Below are 22,004 nucleotides of genomic sequence, written 5' to 3'. Positions count from 1 at the left end.
CCTCATATCATCCAACCCCTGATTAGATTAAACTACGTAAAAACAAATTTGTTAATCAAATCGTACAAATGTATGAATAATCATGGAATATTTAGTCCCAATAGGACTAAAGTAGGAACTTTATTATCAATAAAAAGTATTTTTTTATTTTTGTTATTCACTTTTGCATTCGAAATAGCTTATGCTTCAAGTGTTTACTCGCAAACCAAAGTCTTTACTATGCAATCTGCCGGAAAAACCGTACTACAGGTTTTTAAGGAGATAGAGAAGAATAGTGAGTTTATCATCTTTTACAGGGATGGTGTTATTGACTTGAACCGGAAAGTCAGTGTAAATGTGGTTAATCAGTCGGTCGAAAAAATATTAGAGCAATTATTGGCACATACCGATAATGGATTTACCATTAAAGACCGTCAGATCATTATTTATAAAAAAGAAACTTCCGAGTCCGCCTCTGCCCCTCAGCAGAAGGCTAAAATCAAAGTTACCGGAGTCGTTACCGATGCAAAAGGAGAGTCAGTCATCGGTGCAAACGTAGTGGTAAAAGGAAATCCTGCTATCGGTGCCATAACCAATATGGAAGGACGTTATGAAGTCATGCTTCCGTCGGATGATGTGATTTTGCTGGTCTCATACCTGGGATATAATACCGAAGAAATCAAAGTGAAAGGACGTCGTAACATCAATGTCGTATTGCACGAAGACTCAAAAGCGCTTGATGAGGTAGTGATAGTCGGTTATGGTAAACAGAAAAAAGAGAGCGTGGTAGTATCTATGAGTTCGATAAAACCCAAAGACATTGTCGTTCCTTCCCGAAGCCTGAATAACAGCCTTGCCGGTCAGGTGGCAGGTCTGATTGCGGTCCAGCGTTCCGGAGAGCCCGGTTATGATAATGCCGAATTCTGGATTCGCGGAGTCAGTACTTTTGCCGGAGGAACTTCTCCGCTTGTACTTGTCGACGGAGTTCCCAGAAATATGAGTGATATTGAACCGGATGAAATAGAAACATTTTCTGTACTGAAAGATGCGGCCGCTACTGCCATTTATGGTGCGGAAGGAGCTAACGGTGTAGTACTGGTGACTACTAAGCGCGGACGGGTTGAGAAGGCTAAAATATCTTTTAAGACAGAACATACGATTTCGTCACCTACTCGTCTTCCGGAATTTGTTGGTTCTGCCGATTATCTGAGCCTGTATAACGAAGCATTGCGCAATGATGGAGAGGGACCTCAATTTTCTGATGAACTGATAGCCCATTACCGTAACAACGATGATCCGGATCTGTACCCTAATACCAATTGGATTGACGAACTTCTTCGTAAGAATACCTTCAGCCACCGTTATACACTCAATGTACGCGGTGGTACGGAAAAGGCCAAGTATTTCGTATCAGGTGCCTATTTTAATGAAAGCGGATTGTTCAAGAACAGACCGAATGGGATTTATGATACCAATATCGGTATTGACAGGTTTAATCTGCGTTCTAATATTGATATGGCTGTATCTTCTACTACTACAGTAGGAGTAGATCTTGCCATGCAATATCTCATTAATAATTATCCGGGAACAGGTACTTCCACCATTTTCCGTTCCATGTTGATCACTCCTCCCTATGCTTTCCCGGCTGTGTACAGTGACGGAACAGTAGCTACTTATGCTCAGGAAAGAGATGCCAATATGCGTAACCCTTATAACTTATTGATGAACTCCGGTTATGCAAAAGAATACAGAACCGGTATCCAGTCAAAAGTAAATGTCAATCAAAAACTCGATTTCATTACCAAAGGTTTGTCTGCCAACCTGAATATAAGTTATGACTATGACAGCGAGATGATTATCCGTCGTGAATATAATCCGACACGATATCATGCTACTGGTCGTGATGAATTGGGACAACTGATTTTCTCTACGGTTGTATCGGGTAACCCGGATATTCAGGATCCCAAAAACAGTGCGACATCTGCCACCAAGAAAATTTATATCGATGCGTCTGTCAACTACAAACGTACGTTTGGAAAACATGACGTGGGGGCCATGTTGCTGTATATGCAGAAAGAGACACAACAGCACAATGTTCCTCTTCCTTTCCGTAAGCAGGGGTTTGTGGGCCGTGCCACTTATGGCTATGACGGACGCTATTTTGTCGAAGGCAACTTTGGTTATACCGGTTCCGAAGCATTTGCCGAAGGTAATCGTTTCGGCTTTTTCCCGGCAGTCGGTGCCGCTTACTATCTTTCTAACGAATCATTCTATCCGGAAGCGGTAAAAAAGATAGTTAATAAACTAAAGTTGAGAGCATCTGTCGGACGTACGGGTAATGATAAAACGGGACAGGAACGCTTTTTGTATCGTCCTACTTTCACGACCAATGCCGGTGGATTCACGCAGGGTATCGGAGATACTGGCGGAACCAACGGAATAGGTAACGGTATTGTTGAAGGACGTTTTGCAGCCCCCTATCTGGCTTGGGAAATTGAAGATAAGCAGAATTATGGTTTTGATCTTGGATTGTTCGATAACCGTATTGATATTATTTTCGATTATTTCCGTTCCGAACGTAGAGATATCTTGCTGCAACGCCGTACTGTTCCCCAGTTGGGCGGACTTCGTCAAGACCCATGGCAGAATTTTGGTAAGGTACGTAATCAGGGTGTGGATATGTCAATGAACCTCAATCAGCAGATGGGTAAACTGAAACTCAGCGCCCGCGGGACATTTACCTTTACGCGCAACAAAATTCTTGAATACGATGAGCTACCGCAGAAGTACGATTATCAAGCAGTTACCGGTACCCGGGTCAGCGAAAATACTCTTTATATTGCCGACCGGCTTTATACCGAGGACGATTTTATAGTCAGTACCAATGCCAACGGATTGAAAACCTATAAACTTCGTTCGGAACTTCCGCGTCCTACTTTGGGAGGATTGGTTGGTCCGGGTGATATCAAATACGTCGATGTAAATGGTGATGGTGTGATTGACTCTTATGACCAGGTAAGAGGAGTAGGGAACCCGAGTACCCCTGAAATTATTTATGGATTTGGCCTTAATGCCGAGTACAAGGGTTTCTATGCAAGTATCTTTTTTCAAGGGGCAGGCAATACATCTGTTCTTCTGGGAGGGGCTACTTCAGAAGGATGGTACCCGTTCTCCTGGGGTGTCGACCAGTCCAATTACCGTACGTTTGCTTTAGACCGTTGGACCGAGAGCAATCCCAGCCAGGATGTCATTATTCCGCGTTTGCATAAAAACAATGCCAATAATGCCAACAACCGGGTGGCAAGCACCTGGTGGCTGCGTGATGGTTCATTCTTACGACTGAAAAACATAGAGTTCGGTTATCAGCTTCCTAAGAAATTTATGGATAAGATTGGTTTTGAGGCTGCCCGTATTTATATTATGGGATATAATCTTGCTGTGTGGGACAAGATTAAGTATTTCGATCCGGAAGCCGGTAATGCCAACGCAGGTTTGAATTATCCTCTGCCACGTACTTTCACACTCGGTTTAGACTTTACATTCTAAAAAGAAAAAACAGATTAATAAATAGAAAGATGAAAAAGCAAAATTCTATATATACTTTGCTGATAGCGCTATTGTGCTTTGTTAGTTCTTGCGACTATCTGGGAGTTTCCGAACAACTTGCGGGAGGTTTGCAGAATACCGAACAGGTATTTGATAACGTATCGTATACAAAAAGATGGTATGCCAATGTTTTTGCCGGTATCCCCGACTATTCGGGAATAAACAGCGTGAATGTGGGAGCTTTCAAGAACCCTTGGACGGGTATGTGTGATGAACTGGTCGTAGGATATGGAAACTCTTCCAAATACAATAATTCGGATAGAAATGCTTCCAACATGGGATTTCATCGTTATGGCGACTGCTACAAATACATCCGTCAGGCCAATATCTTTTTGCAGAAGGCCCATCCGATAATGACTACAGGTACTCAGGGTGATCAGTTGCTGGAAGACGAGCTGACGCAGATGAAAGCCAACGTACGTTTTATGCGGGCATTTTATCATTATTTGTTGTTTGAACAGTACGGTCCGATCATTTTGGTGAAGGACAAGATATACGATGCAACTGAAGATCAGGACGTACCCCGGAATACGGTGGACGAAGTGGTAGCGTACATTGATTCCGAACTGACAGCAGTTGCTTCAGAATTGACTCAGGAGCCCATTTTTGAAGATAAGGATTATCGTGCCTGGCCGACCAAAGGAGTTGCTCTGGCCGTTCGTGCCAAGTTGTGGCTGTATGCTGCAAGTCCTCTTTTAAACGGAGGATACAGAGAAGCTTTGGCGGTGACGAATCCGGATGGTACCCGCCTGTTTCCCGATTATGATGCCGGTAAGTGGGAGAAAGCTCTTGCTGCTTGCAAAGACTTTATCGATTATGCCGAGGCCGGAAGATATGAATTGTATAAAGAATATAAAGACGACAACGGTGCTGTCATTGATCCGGACAAGTCTGTATATAATCTGTTTCAGAAGTATACACACGAAATTATCTGGGCCACGGCAAATAATGATTGGGGAGGGATGAATGGCGATGCTTTTGATCGTCGTATCGCTCCGCGCTGTGAAAAAAATGGTTTGGGTTCCACCGGAGTTACGCAGGAATTGGTAGATGCTTTTTATATGAAAGACGGGCTTCCCATTTCGGCTACGGCTTATTTGCCGCAATCCACACTTTATCAGGAAGAGGGATACGGGACTTACAAAGATCAGAATGATAACTTCTCCAAGAAGTATACCAACGTGTCTGTCAGCAACCGTTACCTCAATCGTGAACCTCGTTTTTATAACACCGTTTTCTTCAATGGACGTCAATGGCCTGTGAGCTGTAATCAAGTGTTGTTTTACAATGGTGGAAACTCCGGTGTGCAAGAAGGACAGGCCACGCTGACCGGTTATATGCTTTTCAAACGTTTCAACCGTTCAGTCAGTTTGACCAATCCGGGGGTAGCCTCTCAGTTCCGTCCTTCTATTATATTCCGTTTGGCAGATTTTTATTTGATGTATGCCGAGGCAGCCAATGAAGTCAATCCTAACGATGTGAGAGTTTTGAAATACCTCAATCTCGTGCGTGAGCGTGCAGGATTGCCCGGTGTAGAGACCTTGAATCCTGCCATTCGTGGTAATCAGGAGTTGCAGCGGGCTGCTATTCAGCGCGAACGTCAGGTGGAACTGGCCACAGAAGGGCAACGTTATTTTGATGTAAGAAGATGGATGATTGCCGATAAAAACGGAGAAGGTCGTCAGAACGGTTATGCACATGGAATGAATGTGCGTGGCGAACCGAATGATATTGACGATTTCAATCGTGTAGTGGAAGCAAGTCAGATTGTATTTAACCGGAAAATGTATTTATATCCGATGCCTGACTCAGAAATGCGGAAGACTAAGAATCTGGTACAGAATCCGGGATGGTGATTTTGAACGAATAAAAAGACTAACTTATGAATAGATTTAATTATATAGCACTGTCAGCTTGCGTTGCATTGTCGGTAAGCAGTTGCGATGACAGTTTTGATGTAAGTTCCAAAGCCGATGGAGTTTTGGCTGTATCTCAGGAAGGATTCAACACACTGCAATCCTATAATGTAGGTGAAAAGTATACGGCAGATTTATGGATACAACAGGGAGGATTGAAATCAACCGCCAGTGTGGTGAGTTTCTCGGTGGACAAAGCCCTGCTCGATTCGATGAATGCAGCTGATGGAACGTCGTACGAACTTCTGCCGGCCGATTGTTATCAACTGACAAAAGGGACAGTCGATATTCCGGCAGACGAAAGACTGCTGAAAGGTGAACTTACTTACGATCCGGCTAAGATACAACAGCTTTCCGGATACGATCACTTGAAATATGTGTTGCCTTTGCGTGCCACATCCAACGGGATGCCTTTGGTTCCGGGACGTTCTGCTTTGTTGTTGGGATTTAAGGTCTCAGAACCGATTGTAACCATTATGAATGCCGGAGTCGAAGAAATCAATCTGGCAGACGTAAAAGAGTTGCCTGTACAGATCGGCGTTCCGTTTACCAATAAATGGGAAATAACCTGCCGTCTGGAAAACCGCCAGTCGGTGATAGATGCCTATAACACAGCCAACGGCACTTATTTCAGTATGCTTCCGTCCGATGCTTATGTAGCACCCGAGACCCCGGTTCTTCAGAACGGAGTAAATCAGGTAACAGCAACTTATAAACTGAAGGATGACATTTTGCCGGGAAATTATATGTTGCCCGTACAGATAGCAGAGGTAACTTCTGACGTCACTATACGGGCAGATAAGGATACTTATGCTGCTTATAGCATCATAAAAGAAGGAGATAAACTTTCTAAAACGGACTGGAAAATCGTGTCGTTCACTACCGAGGAACCTTCGGGTGAAGGTAGCAATAACGGACATGCCAAACACCTGATCGACGGAAACGCCGAGACCTTCTGGCATTCTCGCTGGCAAGGAGGTTCCGATCCTCTCCCCTACGAGATAATCATTGATATGAATCACCGCGTTAAGATAGCTCAAGTGGAACTCTTGCCACGTGGGCGGGGAAGTAATAATCCGATTAAAGTGGTACGTTTTGAAGCCAGTGAGGATGGAAACAACTGGGAGTCGATTGGTCAGTTTGGCTTCACCAATCAGGATGCTGCATTGAAATATTATGTAAAATCATCAACGGCACGCTATATCAAACTTGTCATTCCTGATGGGGTAGGCAACGGTACGGTGGCTGCTATCCGTGAGTTGGACGTAAGAGGTACGGTAATCAACTGATATAAATAAGTAATCATGCGAATCAATAGTTGGGAGAATTCATCCAATTATTGATTCGCATTCAAGAGAATAATAGCCTGATAAGGATAAAAAGAATGGGTAAAGATCTTGATGTGATGATATTAATATGCTGTCGGGCTGTTTTTATGCTACCAAAGATGTACCGTTGACGTTCTTTGATTAAGTAATTATTTTACAATACTTTTCTATAAAAATGTTATTGATATGCGGTTCTGCTTGGAAATAAATAAATTCAAAAGTACTTGAGAAAAGTTCCTGTAGAACTTGGAAAGTTTTATGCGCAATACATACAGATGCTACCTTTTAGATTATCGAGTTAACAGTTTTAAAAATACGTAATAAATGGTCCATTTTTGTGGCAAATATAGCAATAACTTTAATAAAACGCTTATTTAAGCATGTATTTTTTTAAAATATCGTAATTGCAACTCTGAAAATTCTTCTTTATAAGATGGTTTTCTATACTATTTAATATCAATGATTTGATCTTTTCTCTCTCCATTATGTGTTTTTTCTTGTGATATATATCGAAGTATACAGAGGTGGAAAATAGGTATATCTCTTTCTCGTTTTAGACTACATTTTACAAATACTCCTTTTCGTTTACATCATTTACCTTTAAGTTCAGTTGTCTTTCTTCTTTCTTAAGTTCTACAGGAACTCTGATAAAATCAGGCGTTTTGCGTAAATCAATATCAGCATGGTTCAGTATAGATGACGTGTTAACCATATTTATTACGCCTATGAAAACATAAGAAAGACCGGATTTCAAACAGGACTATGCATCGATAGATGGATAGTATCACTTTTTCCTGAAAATTAATTTAAAACCTACACAACAAAAAAGATTTAAGCTTATGAAAAAACCTTTTATGCTAATATCAGTTTTGCCGATGACTGCTCATATTAGTAATGATGCTGATACTGCCGGTGATCGTACCGGGAGGATGCCAGAAGAATATGCGTTTAAGAATAAAGTATTGAGATTGATCTGCTTTATCCTGTTTTTATTGTCTTTCGGGCTGAATTCAGTCTTCGCCCAGGTTCATAATGCCACCGGACTTGTGGTGGATGAGAACGGTCAGCCTTTGATCGGAGTACAGATTAAACTGGAAGGGACTACTACAGGAGTTATTACTGACGTAAATGGTAACTTCTCGATAAGTGCCAAGAAAGGAGATATACTTCTTTTCTCGTATGTGGGCTACGAATCACAACGGATCACCTACAAAGGTGAAAAGATTCTGGCCATAAAGATGCTTCCCAATACCGAATTGCTGGATGAAGTAGTGGTTATTGGTTACGGTAAACAGAAAAAAAACAGTGTCGTAAGTTCTATTAATGCTATCGGACCTAAGGAACTGGCTGTATCGTCCAATAGAAATCTGACTAATACCCTGGCCGGACAAGTGCCGGGTTTGATTGCCGTTCAGCGTTCGGGTGAACCGGGATATGATAATTCCGAGTTCTGGATCAGAGGTGTAAGTTCCTTCAAAGGAGGTACAAATCCGTTAGTTTTGGTCGACGGTGTGCCCCGTAATATGCAGGATATAGAACCTGATGAAATCGAATCGTTTACTCTGCTGAAAGATGCCGCGGCAACTGCTGTGTATGGTGCCGAGGGTGCTAACGGAGTGATCTTGATCACATCTAAACGTGGTAATTCGCAGAAACCCAAAATATCCCTTCGTGCCGAATCTACCTTGCTCACTCCGACTCGCCTGCCTGAATTTATGAATTCGGTAGAGACGCTGGAACTGTATAATGAAGCTTTGAACAATGAAGGAACAGCCAGTATACGTACAGCGGAAGAAATTGCCAAATACGGTCCGGGAGCCGATCGCGACCTTTATCCCGACACCGACTGGTTGAAGGAGATGCTGAGAGAGCATACCTATAATATGCGCTATACCCTCAATGTAAGAGGCGGATCCGAGCGTGCACGTTACTTTGTTTCCGGAGCCTTTTATCAGGAGAACGGTATTTTTAAAGAGGGCAAGAAAAACGAGTATGACAATAACATCGGGCTGAAACGTTATAATTTGCGTAGTAATATCGATTTCGACGCGACGAAAACAACATTGGTGAAAGTAGATATTAGCGGACAATACCTGCAAACGAATTATCCGGGTACAGGCACAAATACAATTTTCAATTCGATGTGTCGCACTCCCTCTTACCTGATGCCTGCTGAATACTCGGACGGAACGATTGCCGGACATCCGCGTCCTTCGGGTAACCGCGTGAATCCATATAACTTATTAGTAAATTCCGGATATGCCAAAGAGTGGAGAACGTCTATCCAGTCGAAACTGGAAGTAAACCAGAAGTTGGACTTTATCACCAAGGGGCTGAATTGGAAAGGTCTGATCAGTTTTGATGCTGATATGAAATATACGGCAAAACGAACCAAGACACCTACTCAGTATCTGGCAACCGGACGTGATGAAAACGGGGCACTGCAATTTAAGAAAGTTGTGGAGGGCAGCGACGTATTGACCGAGAAACTGGAAAACTCTTCGAATAAAAAAATCTATTTCGAAACTTCGTTTAACTACAATCGGACTTTTGCGCAGAAGCATGATGTGACCGCTATGGTTCTTTATATGCAAAAAGAGACCCAATATCACGACAATGCTTTGCCTTACAGAAAGCAGGGTCTTGTGGGACGTGCCACTTACGGTTATGACGGACGTTATTTCGTAGAGGGCAACTTCGGTTATACAGGTTCCGAGACCTTTGCAAAAGGATTTCGTTTCGGCTTTTTTCCGGCAATGGGATTGGCATGGTATGTCAGCAACGAACCTTATTATCCGGAGGCGTTGAAGAAGGTAGTCAACAAGTTGAAATTCAGGTTTTCTATCGGACGTACGGGAAATGATGACACCGGTGGTGACCGTTTCTTGTACCGTGGTACGATGAAACAGGATAATGGAGGGTATAATCTCGGCTTCAGTGATACGGGAGGCATGGGCGGTATCGGTAATGGAATTACCGAGGCCCGGTTTGAGGCTCCCTATCTTTCATGGGAAATTGAGGAAAAGACGAATTACGGTATTGATCTCGGCTTATTCGACAACCGCATCGATTTGCAGGTAGACTATTTCAACAATAAGCGTAAGAGCATTTTATTGCAACGCAACACGGTGTCCAACGTAACCGGTTTCCAACAGATGCCTTGGCAGAACTTTGGTATTGTGAAGAATCATGGAGTAGATGCCAGCCTCACCCTTAACCAAAAAATAGGGCAAGTCAACCTGAGTGCACGCGGAAACTTCACGTTTGCCCGTAATGAAATTATCGAATACGATCAGGTGCCGCAGGTGTATCCCTGGCTGGAAAAGAAAGGTACCCGTCTCAACTCGAACAAGCTCTATATCGCCGACGGTTTGTATACCTATGATGACTTTATCATCAACGGTGAAGGGCTCAACCGCACTTATGAATTAAAACCCGGAGTTGTTTCCGGTCTTTCGAGCGGCGTTCGTCCGGGTGATATCAAATACAAAGACCTGAACGGTGACGGCAAAATTGACAGCAATGACCAAATGGAAGATGTAGGAAATCCCACTGTTCCCGAAATTGTCTATGGTTTCGGATTTAATGCCGAATGGAAAGGTTTTTATGCCGGTATCTTTTTTCAGGGAGCCGGTAATACGTCAACTGTATTGGGAACCGGAGCTGATGCGACCTTCTTTCCTTTCCAGTGGGGAATCGAAGAATCTGCGGTGCGTTCGGTGGTAGCCGATCGTTGGACAGAACAGAATCCAAGTCAGAATGTGATGTTTCCCCGTATGCATAGTAATAACTTCCAGAACAATACGGCAGCCAGTACGTGGTGGCTGCGTGACGCCGGTTTCCTGAGGCTGAAAAATATCGAATTAGGTTATAATTTCGATAAGAAGTTATTGAAGAAGTTGAATATAGAAGCATTGCGCTTTTATATACAGGGAAACAATCTGTATGTATGGGATCGTATCAAGATGTGGGATCCCGAGCAGGGAAACAACAATGGAGGTTTCCCTTATCCGCTGAACCGTACGTTTACTTTTGGTCTTGACTTTACATTCTAACTTAATTAATAATAGTATATATATGAAAGTTTTTAAGAATTTACCGACCTTTATACTGGCACTTGGATTGAGTGCGGCTCTCCTTTCCGGCTGTAAAGATTATCTAAATGTATCAGATGATCTGGCTGCCGAAATGACTATGGAAGAAGTATTTAATAACACAAGTTACGCACGCAGGTTTCATCGCTACATCTATACCGGTATCCCCGATATGTCGAACATCATCATAACGGATGCCTATGCCAGCCTGACCGGTTTGGATAATCCCTGGCCGGCTGTTTCAGACGAATTGAAGTCAGCACAGAACAATGTGAAAACGATTCCAACGATAGGCTATCATGCCGGATCGGCCGATTTGTCACGTTGGAGCCTTTACAAGCAAATCCGGCAGGCAAACGAATTCATCGCATACGCCCATGTCATTCCTCAGAACGGAGATGTAGCCGACTTCATTGATGAAAAAGAACTGGCTCTTCTGAAGAACGAAGCACGTTTTTTACGTGCTTATTATCATTATCTGTTGTTCGAGTTATATGGTCCCATTCCTATTATGACCGAAATAGCCGATCCTTCGGCTGCTGACTTGGATTATTACAGAAATTCGGTAGATGAAGTAGTTGCCTTTATTGATAAAGAACTTAATGAATGCTACGACTTGCTACCGGAGAAAGAACTGAATCCGGACGGTACTATTAACAATGAACGTGCGGCGGCACCGACCAAGGGGGCAGCGTTGGCCATTTTGGCCAAATTGCATGTGTATGCGGCAAGTCCGTTGTTCAATGGTGGTTATCCCGAAGCTGTTGCTTTGAAGGATAATCAGGGCAAACAACTCTTTCCGGCAAAGGATGACACGAAATGGAAAACTGCTCTGGACGCTCTGCAACGCTTTATTGATTATTCAAAAGGGCGCTACTCTTTATACCAGGTGGTGAAGGACGGTGAGATCGATCCGGCAGAATCGCTTTATCAGTTGTTTCAGGTAAGCGTTAACAATTCGGAGGCGGTTTGGCAAAGCAGTAAGAACTCCTGGGGCGGAGTAAACGGTGAAGGCCGTGAACGCAGATGTACTCCGCGTGCTATTTTTAGTGGATTCAGTTGTGTCGGAGTTCTTCAGGAAGCTATTGATGACTTCTTGATGAGTGATGGTAAAAGCATTGATGAATCGGGTTTGTATAAAGAAGAGGGCATCGGTGAAGACGGTATACCCAATATGTATAAGAACCGTGAACCGCGTTTCTACCAGGACATTACTTATTCCGGCAAAATATGGCAAAAGACCGATAAGAAGATTTATTTTTATAAAGGAATGCCGGATGACAATTCGAAGGCAGATATGAGTTATTCGGGATATTTACTTTATAAAGGTATGAACCGTGATTTGCTGAATCAAGGCAACAATCCGAAATCCAAGTATCGTGCAAGTATGTTGTTTCGTCTGGCCGATTTTTATTTGTTGTATGCAGAGGCCCTGAATCATGTGAATCCGGGTGATGCGCGTATTATCCAGTATGTGGATAGCATTCGTTATAGAGCCGGTATTCCCTTACTGAAAGACATTAAACCGGAAATTATCGGCAACCGGGAGTTGCAGGAGAAAGCCATACGTCACGAGCGCCGCATTGAATTGTTTGCCGAAGGACAGCGTTATTTTGATGTACGTCGTTGGATGTGTGCCGAAGAAGAAGGGTATAAACAAGGCGGCCCTGTTCATGGTATGGATATGAATGCCACCGATCTTGAGGGATTTATGAAACGCACTGCTTTTGAGACCCGTATTTTTGAGAAGCGTATGTATTTGTACCCCATTCCGTTGGCAGAGATACAAAAGTCGAAGAAATTGGTACAAAACCCCGGCTGGTAAGGAAACACACGTACAATAGGTATCCGATATAGATGAAACCGGGTTGTAGACAGATGGACTTTACATTTGTTTACAACCCGGTTTTTGTGATCATGATTTCAGTAGTGAACTATTATTTGAACTTGTAGAATACAAGTACCGGATTGTCGTCTTCTTTTATATCTCTATATGCTTCCAGTTTCCATTTTTCTATTGTTTGAGGAGATAAGCGATTTAACTCTTCGCATATCCATGAAGCTTCTACCGGGTTTATGAGAGTGTTTTTATAAGCTTGTCTTGCCCACCAGAAACAGAACTCTTCCGGATTTTTTTTTACTGGCGGTTGTGTTGGTCAGATAAATTCTGGCTGTTTTTTTATTCCAAAAAGATGAATACACTTTACCTTTGAATCCAAAATCAACATGTAGCCATTGATCGGTTTCCTGAAAGTTGATCATTTGGATTACCGATTCATTGATTTGGTTGATTTCGTCCGGTGACATATTTTTTCTGAAATCAAGTTCCCCATGATAACTTCTTTTTCCGAAATCGTATTGATAGCGTGGAGACACTTTACCTAAAGAATCTATTTGGTAAATATGATAGTCTCCAAAGATAGGCTCTATTAATATTAAGTTTTTGTAAGTTGAGAATCTATAAAGGGCACCTTCTGCGGGATGTGTAATAGGAAAGTAGCCTTCTGTAATTTGTATAGAACCATTTACGCGATATAGCATTGAGCGCTTGGGGCTGGCATCTTTGATACCTAAAGTCCCTCCCCACAAAAAGTATCTCTTTCTGATCGTTGACATAAAAATCTCTAAGAGAAAGATATTCTCCCGGTCCTTCCCCTTGCCTGCCAATCTGCCTTATCAGCTTTCCATTATTATTGAATATTAATAATTTCTTGCGATCGTCATTGATGATAATTAATGAATCATATACTATAAAGTGGAAAATATCAGCTATTTCATATCCTTGTTTGGTTTCTAATGGTAACAATTTTATTTCTGAAAATAATGAATCTATAGGAGTACTTATATTAAGATTTTCAGGAATCGAAATTGATGTTATCTGCAAAGCAGATGATTCCTTACTTTTCCTGCTGTTATTACATGAAAGTAATAGAAAGAAAAGTAAGGAATATAAAAGGACTTTTGTCTTCATGGAATTAGTGGGATTAATCAAAAGCAATAACCATTAATGCAGGCTGTATTGTAACAGCCACCTTGGCCATAATCACAATAAGAGGATTTAGAAAAGCAGTTGGCTTGGCTAAAGAGACAATATTTTGGCCGTAAGAGTGAGAAGTTGGCTCATCTGGCCCCCAGTCAGCTCAACTTGTTTGAGAGCTCCCTCTCTGAGCAGTTACAAGAAATTGAAGCAGCTAAAGAAGCAGCCGAGAAAGAGATTAAAGAATCCACAGTAGAACGTAAAAAGGAACGTCAGACATGCAAGATGCTTGAAGGTCTTCCTGTGGTTGAAGTTGTAATAGAGCCGGAAGGTGTTGATTTAACCCTGTACAAACGTATCGGTGAAGAGAGAACACGCACATTGGAGTTCGAACCCGGTAAATTGTATGTGAAAGAAATTGTTCGCCCTAAGTATGGCCTAAAAGCAAATACAACTTTACCCGAAGCCGGTAAATCAGGGGTGATGATTGCACCACTTCCACTACTACCAATCTATAAAGGACTCCCAGGAGCTAGTTTATTGGCTGAGATGCTACTTCAGAAATATGAATACCACGCTCCATTCTACAGACAAATACAATCGTTTCGTCATTTAGGGGTTCGTCTTAGTGAAAGCAGTCTTAATGGTTGGTTTAAACCAGCTTGCGAGTTATTAGCTCCGCTCTATGAGGTCTTAAAAGAAGAGACACTCAAAGCTGATTATATCCAAGTGGACGAGACCACGCTACCTGTAATAGATAATCAGGCCCATAGGGCTAAGAAAGAATATTTATGGGTAGTTCGATCGGTCATTGATGGAGTAACCTTCTTTCATTATCAAGACGGATCACGTTCTACCCAAGTAGTCGAGAAATTACTCACTACCTTCCAAGGATACCTGCAGAGTGATAGATATCAGGTATACAATGTCTTTAGTGACAAGGAAGGCGTGTGTCTTGCAGGCTGCATGGCCCACATTGGACGACATTTTGAACAAGCCTTAGATGAACATAAATCCTTAGCAGAGTATGCATTGGCTCAAATACAAAGCCTCTACAATATAGAACGGATGGCAGATAATGATGAGTTCGCTCCTGAACAACGTGCAGAGCTACGTCAGCGCTTGGCGACTCCAATTATGGATGCACTGGAACGCTGGATGGAGGCTACCTATCCCAAAGTACTACCTAAGAGTCGTATGGGACAAGCTATAGATAGGCTATGCGTATCAATTATGGTCAAGAATGAGGAGTTATCTGCAAGATGGTAGACTAAAAATAGATAATAATCTGGCTGAAAACGCGATAAGGCCTATTGCCTTATCTAGAAAGAACTTTTTGTTTTGCGGAAACCATGGTAAGCATTCGGGAGTCTGTGCAAAAACTACTTTTAGAGGAATAGTGATCTTCTTAAGCTCACACTTTTCCTTTATATCAATTCAAGCGTGTGTATTTGGATTACATATTTAAATCACAAGATAAAGTTCTTTTTTCTGCATTTCATCTTTTATCAACAATAAGGACATATATAATGATACTAAGGGCAAGAAAGCCTTTAGTCTTCTTTTGAGTTCGTCCATCCCCATTATGGTGATACAGCGCGTCAGGTTATATATGGTCATAAAGATGTTAACCTCACTCAACACATTGGCTTTGCCTTTCATTAGAGTATATGTAAATCCCCATTGGCGCTTTAAAATCCCAAATTGATGTTCTATAATTTGTTGCCTCAATTTGTAGTAATTCCTATTTCCTATAACCCTAGCGTTATTTTCATCTATTATATCTTGATATTCACTTCTTTCTATTACTCTGCCATTTTGATTTTGAGTACATTTTTCTCTTATTGAGCAATTTACACAGGCTGATGTTTTATATACTTTTGATCTATAATTGGGGCGGCTCCTCCATTTCCCTGTTGTTGTCATTTGTTCTCCACAAGGGCAGATATAATAATCTCCGTCATTTATATAATGAAATTCAGCTAGTGGTATGGAATTGGAATTAGGCGATGTTGATGGCATAGGTGATGAATAAGTACATATTCCCGAATATTTACAGGCTTGTAGTTGGTCGCCACTAGTATAACCGGCATCGCTAAGTGTGTTGAACGAATCTAATTGTAGTAGTTCCTGGACGGTCAATGCCGCTGTTGATAGTTCTCTTTTATCAGTTGATGCTCCAATATGAGAGTGAACCAATAATTTGTGTTTACTATCAGAGGCTGCTTGAACCGCATATCCAACTCCTGATACATTATTGGTTAACATTAATGCTCTTGAATCTTTGTCTGTCAGACTTACTTGAGTATCATTACTATTCTTCAATTCCGTATCAAGAGTTTCGTATTTCTTACGCCGATCTTGTTGTAATTTAATCTTAGATTCAAGAAGTTCTTTTTCTTCCTCTTTATCAGTCTCATCTAAAGCTGCTTCAAAATCTTTAATACGTTTATCTATATATTCAAGATGTCTGTCTATCTTTTTTTGTGTATAATTGTTTCTGAGACTATTTTGGGCAAATATCTTAAAAGAATCTATACCTATGGTTTCGCCTTCTATCAGACCCATATCCTTTAACATAAGAACAAACTGCCTAAAGACTTTTCTAAAAGCCTCCGCATTATTTTTTCTAAAATAAGCAATTGTCCGAAAAGAGGGCATTAAGCCTCCTAATAGCCACCATAATTCCACATTTACTTTACAGGAGTGTTCCAACTTTCTTGATGACCTTATTGAGTGCTTATAACCATATAAATACAATTTTAGTAATGTTACAGGATTATACGGTGGTCTCCCTTCTGATTGAAGTTTGACATGTTTAAACCCAAGCTCATCTATAGGCAAGATATCCACAAATAAATCGATAACCCTTGCCCAAGAATCTGGAGCAACCAATTGTTCAAGAGCTATCATTTGAATTTGATTTCTGTTTTCTCCTACTATGTAGTTCATAGATATATTGTTTAGTTTCTTTCCATAAATATACGAAAAATAAATGATAATTCAATATAGCGTCTAAGGTTTTTGCACAGACTCTCGGGGGGCTTACACTTTATCGGAGGCTTACCGAACAAGTAGGAGTGCACTACAACTTCGTCAGAGCATTTTGAAAAAACAAAACCAATCATACTATTTTTAAGACCAATCCCGACTCATGTAGGAGACGGCAAAGTCGGGATTTTAGCTTTTGGAGCCGACGGGATTTACTGAAGGGTTACTAAAGTTTTGCTTATTTCGCTCAATATAAAATTTAAGAAAGTCTAACATATAGCCTTTATAATAAATGCATGGATTATTTGCTCCATTTTCAAATTTATTTTGTATTCTTTGAATGGGGCATCCTCCGCCACAGATGGGTAGATATTTACACTTCACGCAATTAGCATCTTCTAAAGGATCCGCTCCATATAGTTGACGATTTATATTTGTTGCATTTAACTCTATCAATTCCCCATTCAAGTTTAACCTGCCTATTGCATACTTCTTGTCTCCGATTACTTCCCAACATTTATATGCATAGCCTTCTGGATCAAAAGAAATAGCTATGTTATTTCTAATAGCACATTCTCCAAATCTACGATTAGGGTATCTAATATATGGAGTATCTATTCCCCTACCTGCCAATGATAATATGTATTTTGTACGCTCGTCATGATTAAATAATAAGGAGTTTAAACAATCATTACTTATGCAATCAATAGTTCCCCTATTTATAACGAATGAGGGAGCAATTGTAATATTCTTCGAATTTTTAAATGTTTTCCAAAACAACTCTAATAATTGTTCATATTCATGAGCATTCTTTTTTGTTAAATTAACTCGAATTGTAATCTTTATATCTGGATCCAATTCATGTAACAATTCAATATTATTCCAAACCTTTGAAAATACATCTGGACAATCTGGAAGATATTTAACTTGGTTATGAGTTTCTTTTATTCCATCAATTGTTATTTGAATAGAATTAACACCAATTTTTTTTAATATCTCAATAACATTCTTATTTATATGGTATCCTGTAGTTATAATATCATTATCTATCTCTTTCATCCAGATTTTGGATAGCTTCTCGTTGAATTCGACCATTTCCTTTATAGCCATTAATGGCTCTCCGCCAAACCATGTAAGCTTAATTATTTCAATATTTTTTCGAGAATTAATATATTTAATAATTGCATCTATAGTTTCGGATGGCATATATTTACCCCCTTTACACTTTTCAAAACAGTAAAAACAGTTAAAGCAACAATCCATAGTTGGCGCAAGTGTTAAATGCATAAAATTGGTTTGGTCACGCATCTTTTTTATTATTGCTTTATATTTTAAATAATCATCTTCATCATTTTCTGTGAGAATTCCATTCTCAAATAAAATATCACATAATTCTTTATCGAACGTTATATCTGATAATTCTGCCCTACCTTCATTCTTTTTTAGATCAGAATATATCTGCTTATCTATTTCAATAAGAGCATTCGAGAGAGTATTATATGTGAAGTAATTGATCTCATTAACATCAAAAAGGAATGTATATTTTGAAATTTTCATCTTGATTATTGGATTTTTGTTAAATAAATATTGCGTTTGATAGAGGGGAAACCTACTTCTATTTGGAGGTGGTTTTACTAAAAAAAGTATAATACTTGTTTGTCCCAAAGTGTTTCTAGCTTATTTACCCCAAAGAATCTATACTTTTATTTCCATTAATTTTCAAGTAATCATATAGAAAGTATTAATAAAATACAAGGTCACAATCAACATTATTATTTAAATTATAATACTTTGAAGATTGGAACGCATTTGGATTTAACTTAACACCATATTTACAATTATACTTTTTAGTTTCCGAATTCAATTTCATTATAAAGCTGCATTTATCATCACTCCATTTTACCTTATTAAAATCAACTGGTAATGGCTCACAGCCAGAAGGAACTCCGCAAAATCCATAAGAGCCATTCATTGGTTGTGAAAACGTGATTATTATTTCATCAACTCTTATTAAGCTTGTGTTGGGTGCAGGAAATATATTTGTAATAAATGGACTTAAATATTCATATTCTTTAATTACTAAATCAAAATTATTAGCTATATATTTAAAAAAAGAAATGAGTTGTGGCATAAACTTTTCAATAGACATATAACGTTCCCTATTTAGATTAAAGTTATCCATAAAATCCATACTTCTTTGCATCCATATAAAACCTTTTTGCATGTCTTGAGCAAGATTAAATTCCATCGTTTCATAATTTATTTGCTTCAAATACGTCAAAACAAATAAATTATTCAACCACTCCAATGCCATTGTTTGCGCATTACCATATGCAATCTTAGTCATTTCTTTGTTTATAAAAGGGTAAATTTTATTTGCAGTATCTTTCATTTCATCCCAAAAAGCAAAAAATATAGAATTTGTATAATGATGTAATATTTCATGCACCAAAATAGGAAGTGATTGTAAATTAGGGGTGGGAAGCCCCTCTTCGTCTCCTATAACACCTATTATAACACCACCCGGAAATGCATAATTATGACGTCCATTAATGAGACTAATATAAATATTTAGGTCTTGATTCATTCCCCTCCCATAAAACGAATTCAACCATTCATTCAAATTGATATTAGCAAAATATTTCCCCATACGCTCTTCAGCGATTTTGTAAAGTTCCTTGTGGTTGTTAAAAAAGACATCAAATTTACTTTCCTTATAAAAGCGATTGAGCATTCTAATGTATTCAGTAAGTAATTTTTCATTCCATCTTGAGTCTATTTCAGCCAAGTTAGAAATATCTGACCTTAGAGTCACTCTTCCTTTTTTTATTTCTAAAAAAGCAGTTACATTAGCAACTGCATTATATCCAATTTTATATTCCTGATTAAGTTTTCTTACATAATTTATAGGTTCTGTCAATTCATAAGGAGTAAAATAATCTAGGTCTCTAAAATAGGATGATATTTTGCTTTCACAAAACTCGGGAACACCTGCTAAAGCAAAAGTTATACTTGTTAGTTCAAAACGCTCATCAATACATGGAATTATTCGTGCTTCCCCTATGTGGATATAGAGTAACATCATAAAAAGCAAAAGTGTTTTTTTCATATAAATACTATTAATGTGAATCAGCAGTTGAATATCAACTTCCTTTTCACTTGTTAATAAAATGTTATTATTTAGTTATTTGTCTCAATGAAATATTTTAGATCTCCTTGAAAATTAGTATATTAAAAGAATAAAACTGCTTTTTTTAAAATTATGATTCCCTAGAAAAAAGAATTAAAATTATAAAACTATATATGTATATCTGCGTTATTTACGAGTCCTCACTAAAGCTCTACTGTCAAAGATTCAGCGATAACAGTAATCCAGCCTATTTGTTCTGCGGAACTTAATCAACAATACTTCAAAATCAAAGGCATACATACTTTTACTAAGGAATATCTACTTTCATGGTTCCCCAAGTTACCTCCTTACAAGACATTCAATTATAAATTGAATGTCTTGTAAGGGCTGTCAGAAAACTAGTCAGACAGTTGATCCATTTATTCAAATCTCAAGATTGTGACATGACAAAATCATTGGTTGATTCAATGCCTATTGTCACTTGCGCTGGTAAGAATAAACCAAGCAAAGTGGCCACTGAAATTACATCCAAAAGATACTGTTCAACTATGAATATGTATTGCTCTGAATGATAGAGAAGTATATACCTGTTGAAAAAAACGTCAAAATAATTTATTTAACATTCTCTATATACGGTACAACTTCAACTAGTGTTCTAATTAATAACTTTTTATAAGACTAAACTTATCTTTTTGCTAATTTCGCACTATTTGGTACCTCCACCGCCATAAAAACTTCCAGTCCCACAAGTAGTAGACCAAAAACCAATTCCCATACAAGTACTGCTTCCATATTGCATATCATTGCCACATAAAACGGATGATCCGTCAGTCATATATCCCGTTGGCATTGCTTGTGCTGGACCACATGTGGTAAAGGTTGTTGGTGGGAATCCTTGACAATTTGAATAAGGAGACCCCACAGTACAAGTTATACCTCCTTGTACATCATTCATTTCTTCGTTGCTAAGGAATCGACTCTTAACTAAAATCTTAATTTTTTTCATATTTACTGTGTTTTAAAATTGATTTTTTCAAATATACAAAAAAAATAGGAAATAAAAACAGGATAGAGAAAATTAACGAAAAATAACAAGTTGCATGCCTGATAATTTTGTCAAACTTAACATGATATATTTAGAGCCTGTTTGAATTTTATTTAATAACATCCTAATGGATGCCCGTTTTACCATTTCCTCTGCCGAATCGAATGTAAGTTCATAGTTTCTGCAGAGTCTTCTGTAATTGTCAAAACATGAAAAAGTTCTTTCCATAACCCACCTTTTTCCTATTGGTTTAAATCCGTTTATCCTATCTCCACTTATAGTTGTAACTTCAAGGATATATCCAAAGGCTTTTTAATCTTTTCCGCTATTTCTTCACGATAACCTGCATCTGCCAATATGATTTTCACATTGCAACATAGTTTCCTAAGACATCTTGCTAAGAGATAAGCGGCCTTGCTATCATGCACACAGGCAATCGTTGCCATGACAGCAAGTAGAAAATTATTCTTATCTACTACCACATGGCGTTTAATCCCTTTTACTTTCTTGCTTTCTTGTTCCCCTCAATGCCATTAGGAGAACGGTTATCACCCCAACGTACGCCTTGGCTGTCCATGATACCGATACTAACTTCTACTTTTTGCCCCATTTTAATACGCACTTTTTCTCGTAAGTTATTCAATAGCAAATCAAATTCATTCAAAGAAGACCATTTGCGGTAATAGTAGTAAACTAATTCCCAAGGAGCAAAAACAGAAGGAAGCATGCGCTACTGACACCCGATTTTTACCAAGTAGAATATAGCATTCCATATTTCACGCAAATTATATTTTCGCTTTCTTTCTTGCAAGTTCAAGATTTTCTTGATAACTTGCCACTGTGTTTCTTCTAAATCCGTACAATACATAATTATTTGAAGCTTGGTAACCCAAAATAATCATTTGGACGGAAAGAGGAAGCACTCTTTTTATTTCAAA

Annotated in this window: 11 protein-coding genes and 2 pseudogenes; 6 read left to right on the top strand and 7 right to left on the bottom strand. The window is 39.3% G+C overall.

Annotation, left to right across the window (positions count from 1 at the left end):
* Positions 1-72: 72 nt before the first annotated feature.
* From DBK98_RS22740 to DBK98_RS22720, 5 genes are all read left to right on the top strand, one after another.
* Positions 73-3,525, top strand: a complete 3,453-nt coding sequence (locus tag DBK98_RS22740) for a TonB-dependent receptor (protein WP_032537005.1) — start codon at positions 73-75, stop codon at positions 3,523-3,525.
* Positions 3,526-3,554: 29 nt separating this feature from the next.
* Positions 3,555-5,441: a RagB/SusD family nutrient uptake outer membrane protein gene (locus DBK98_RS22735; RefSeq protein ID WP_032537006.1), complete on the top strand. Its 1,887-nt coding sequence runs from the start codon at positions 3,555-3,557 to the stop codon at positions 5,439-5,441.
* Between the two features lie 26 nt (positions 5,442-5,467).
* The gene (locus tag DBK98_RS22730; RefSeq protein WP_032537007.1) at positions 5,468-6,790 is read left to right on the top strand and encodes a BT_3987 domain-containing protein; all 1,323 of its coding nucleotides are present in this window, start codon (positions 5,468-5,470) and stop codon (positions 6,788-6,790) included.
* Positions 6,791-7,668: 878 nt separating this feature from the next.
* A complete protein-coding gene (locus tag DBK98_RS22725; protein ID WP_022011712.1) occupies positions 7,669-10,884 on the top strand; it encodes a TonB-dependent receptor in 3,216 nt (1,071 codons plus the stop codon).
* A 22-nt stretch (positions 10,885-10,906) separates the two neighbouring features.
* On the top strand, positions 10,907-12,748 hold the full coding sequence (locus DBK98_RS22720; protein ID WP_032537009.1) for a RagB/SusD family nutrient uptake outer membrane protein: 1,842 nt from the start codon (positions 10,907-10,909) through the stop codon (positions 12,746-12,748).
* A 263-nt stretch (positions 12,749-13,011) separates the two neighbouring features.
* Here DBK98_RS22720 and DBK98_RS23510 read toward each other — a convergent pair whose 3' ends face one another.
* Together DBK98_RS23510 and DBK98_RS23505 are read right to left on the bottom strand one after the other, a co-directional pair.
* Positions 13,012-13,539 (bottom strand): 6-bladed beta-propeller, encoded by a 528-nt coding sequence (locus DBK98_RS23510; protein ID WP_232307377.1) that lies wholly within the window; start codon positions 13,537-13,539, stop codon positions 13,012-13,014.
* A gap of 19 nt (positions 13,540-13,558) precedes the next feature.
* Positions 13,559-13,894, bottom strand: a pseudogene (locus DBK98_RS23505) (6-bladed beta-propeller); the annotation flags it as partial.
* Positions 13,895-13,975: 81 nt separating this feature from the next.
* Here DBK98_RS23505 and DBK98_RS22710 point away from each other — a divergent pair.
* Positions 13,976-15,254: pseudogene (locus DBK98_RS22710) on the top strand (IS66 family transposase); the annotation flags it as partial.
* A gap of 110 nt (positions 15,255-15,364) precedes the next feature.
* Here the strand turns inward: DBK98_RS22710 and DBK98_RS22700 are convergent.
* The 5 genes from DBK98_RS22700 to DBK98_RS23500 all read right to left on the bottom strand — a co-directional run bounded on the left by DBK98_RS22700 (position 15,365) and on the right by DBK98_RS23500 (position 21,548).
* The gene (locus DBK98_RS22700) at positions 15,365-16,852 is read right to left on the bottom strand and encodes an IS1182 family transposase (protein WP_005807054.1); all 1,488 of its coding nucleotides are present in this window, start codon (positions 16,850-16,852) and stop codon (positions 15,365-15,367) included.
* A 228-nt stretch (positions 16,853-17,080) separates the two neighbouring features.
* Complete coding sequence (locus tag DBK98_RS22695; RefSeq protein WP_050503227.1) at positions 17,081-18,448, bottom strand: radical SAM/SPASM domain-containing protein; 1,368 nt, start codon at positions 18,446-18,448, stop codon at positions 17,081-17,083.
* 184 nt (positions 18,449-18,632) lie between these two features.
* A complete protein-coding gene (locus tag DBK98_RS22690; protein WP_080594320.1) occupies positions 18,633-20,000 on the bottom strand; it encodes a DUF4932 domain-containing protein in 1,368 nt (455 codons plus the stop codon).
* A gap of 727 nt (positions 20,001-20,727) precedes the next feature.
* Positions 20,728-21,027: a hypothetical protein gene (locus tag DBK98_RS22685; RefSeq protein ID WP_005808376.1), complete on the bottom strand. Its 300-nt coding sequence runs from the start codon at positions 21,025-21,027 to the stop codon at positions 20,728-20,730.
* A gap of 314 nt (positions 21,028-21,341) precedes the next feature.
* On the bottom strand, positions 21,342-21,548 hold the full coding sequence (locus DBK98_RS23500; RefSeq protein ID WP_234072593.1) for a transposase: 207 nt from the start codon (positions 21,546-21,548) through the stop codon (positions 21,342-21,344).
* Positions 21,549-22,004: the final 456 nt, after the last annotated feature.

This window comes from Bacteroides sp. PHL 2737, assembly GCF_004115325.2.
GTDB lineage: Bacteria > Bacteroidota > Bacteroidia > Bacteroidales > Bacteroidaceae > Bacteroides > Bacteroides hominis.
The sequence above is the reverse complement of the archived record's forward strand: the minus strand, read 5'-3'. Positions and strand labels throughout refer to the sequence as shown.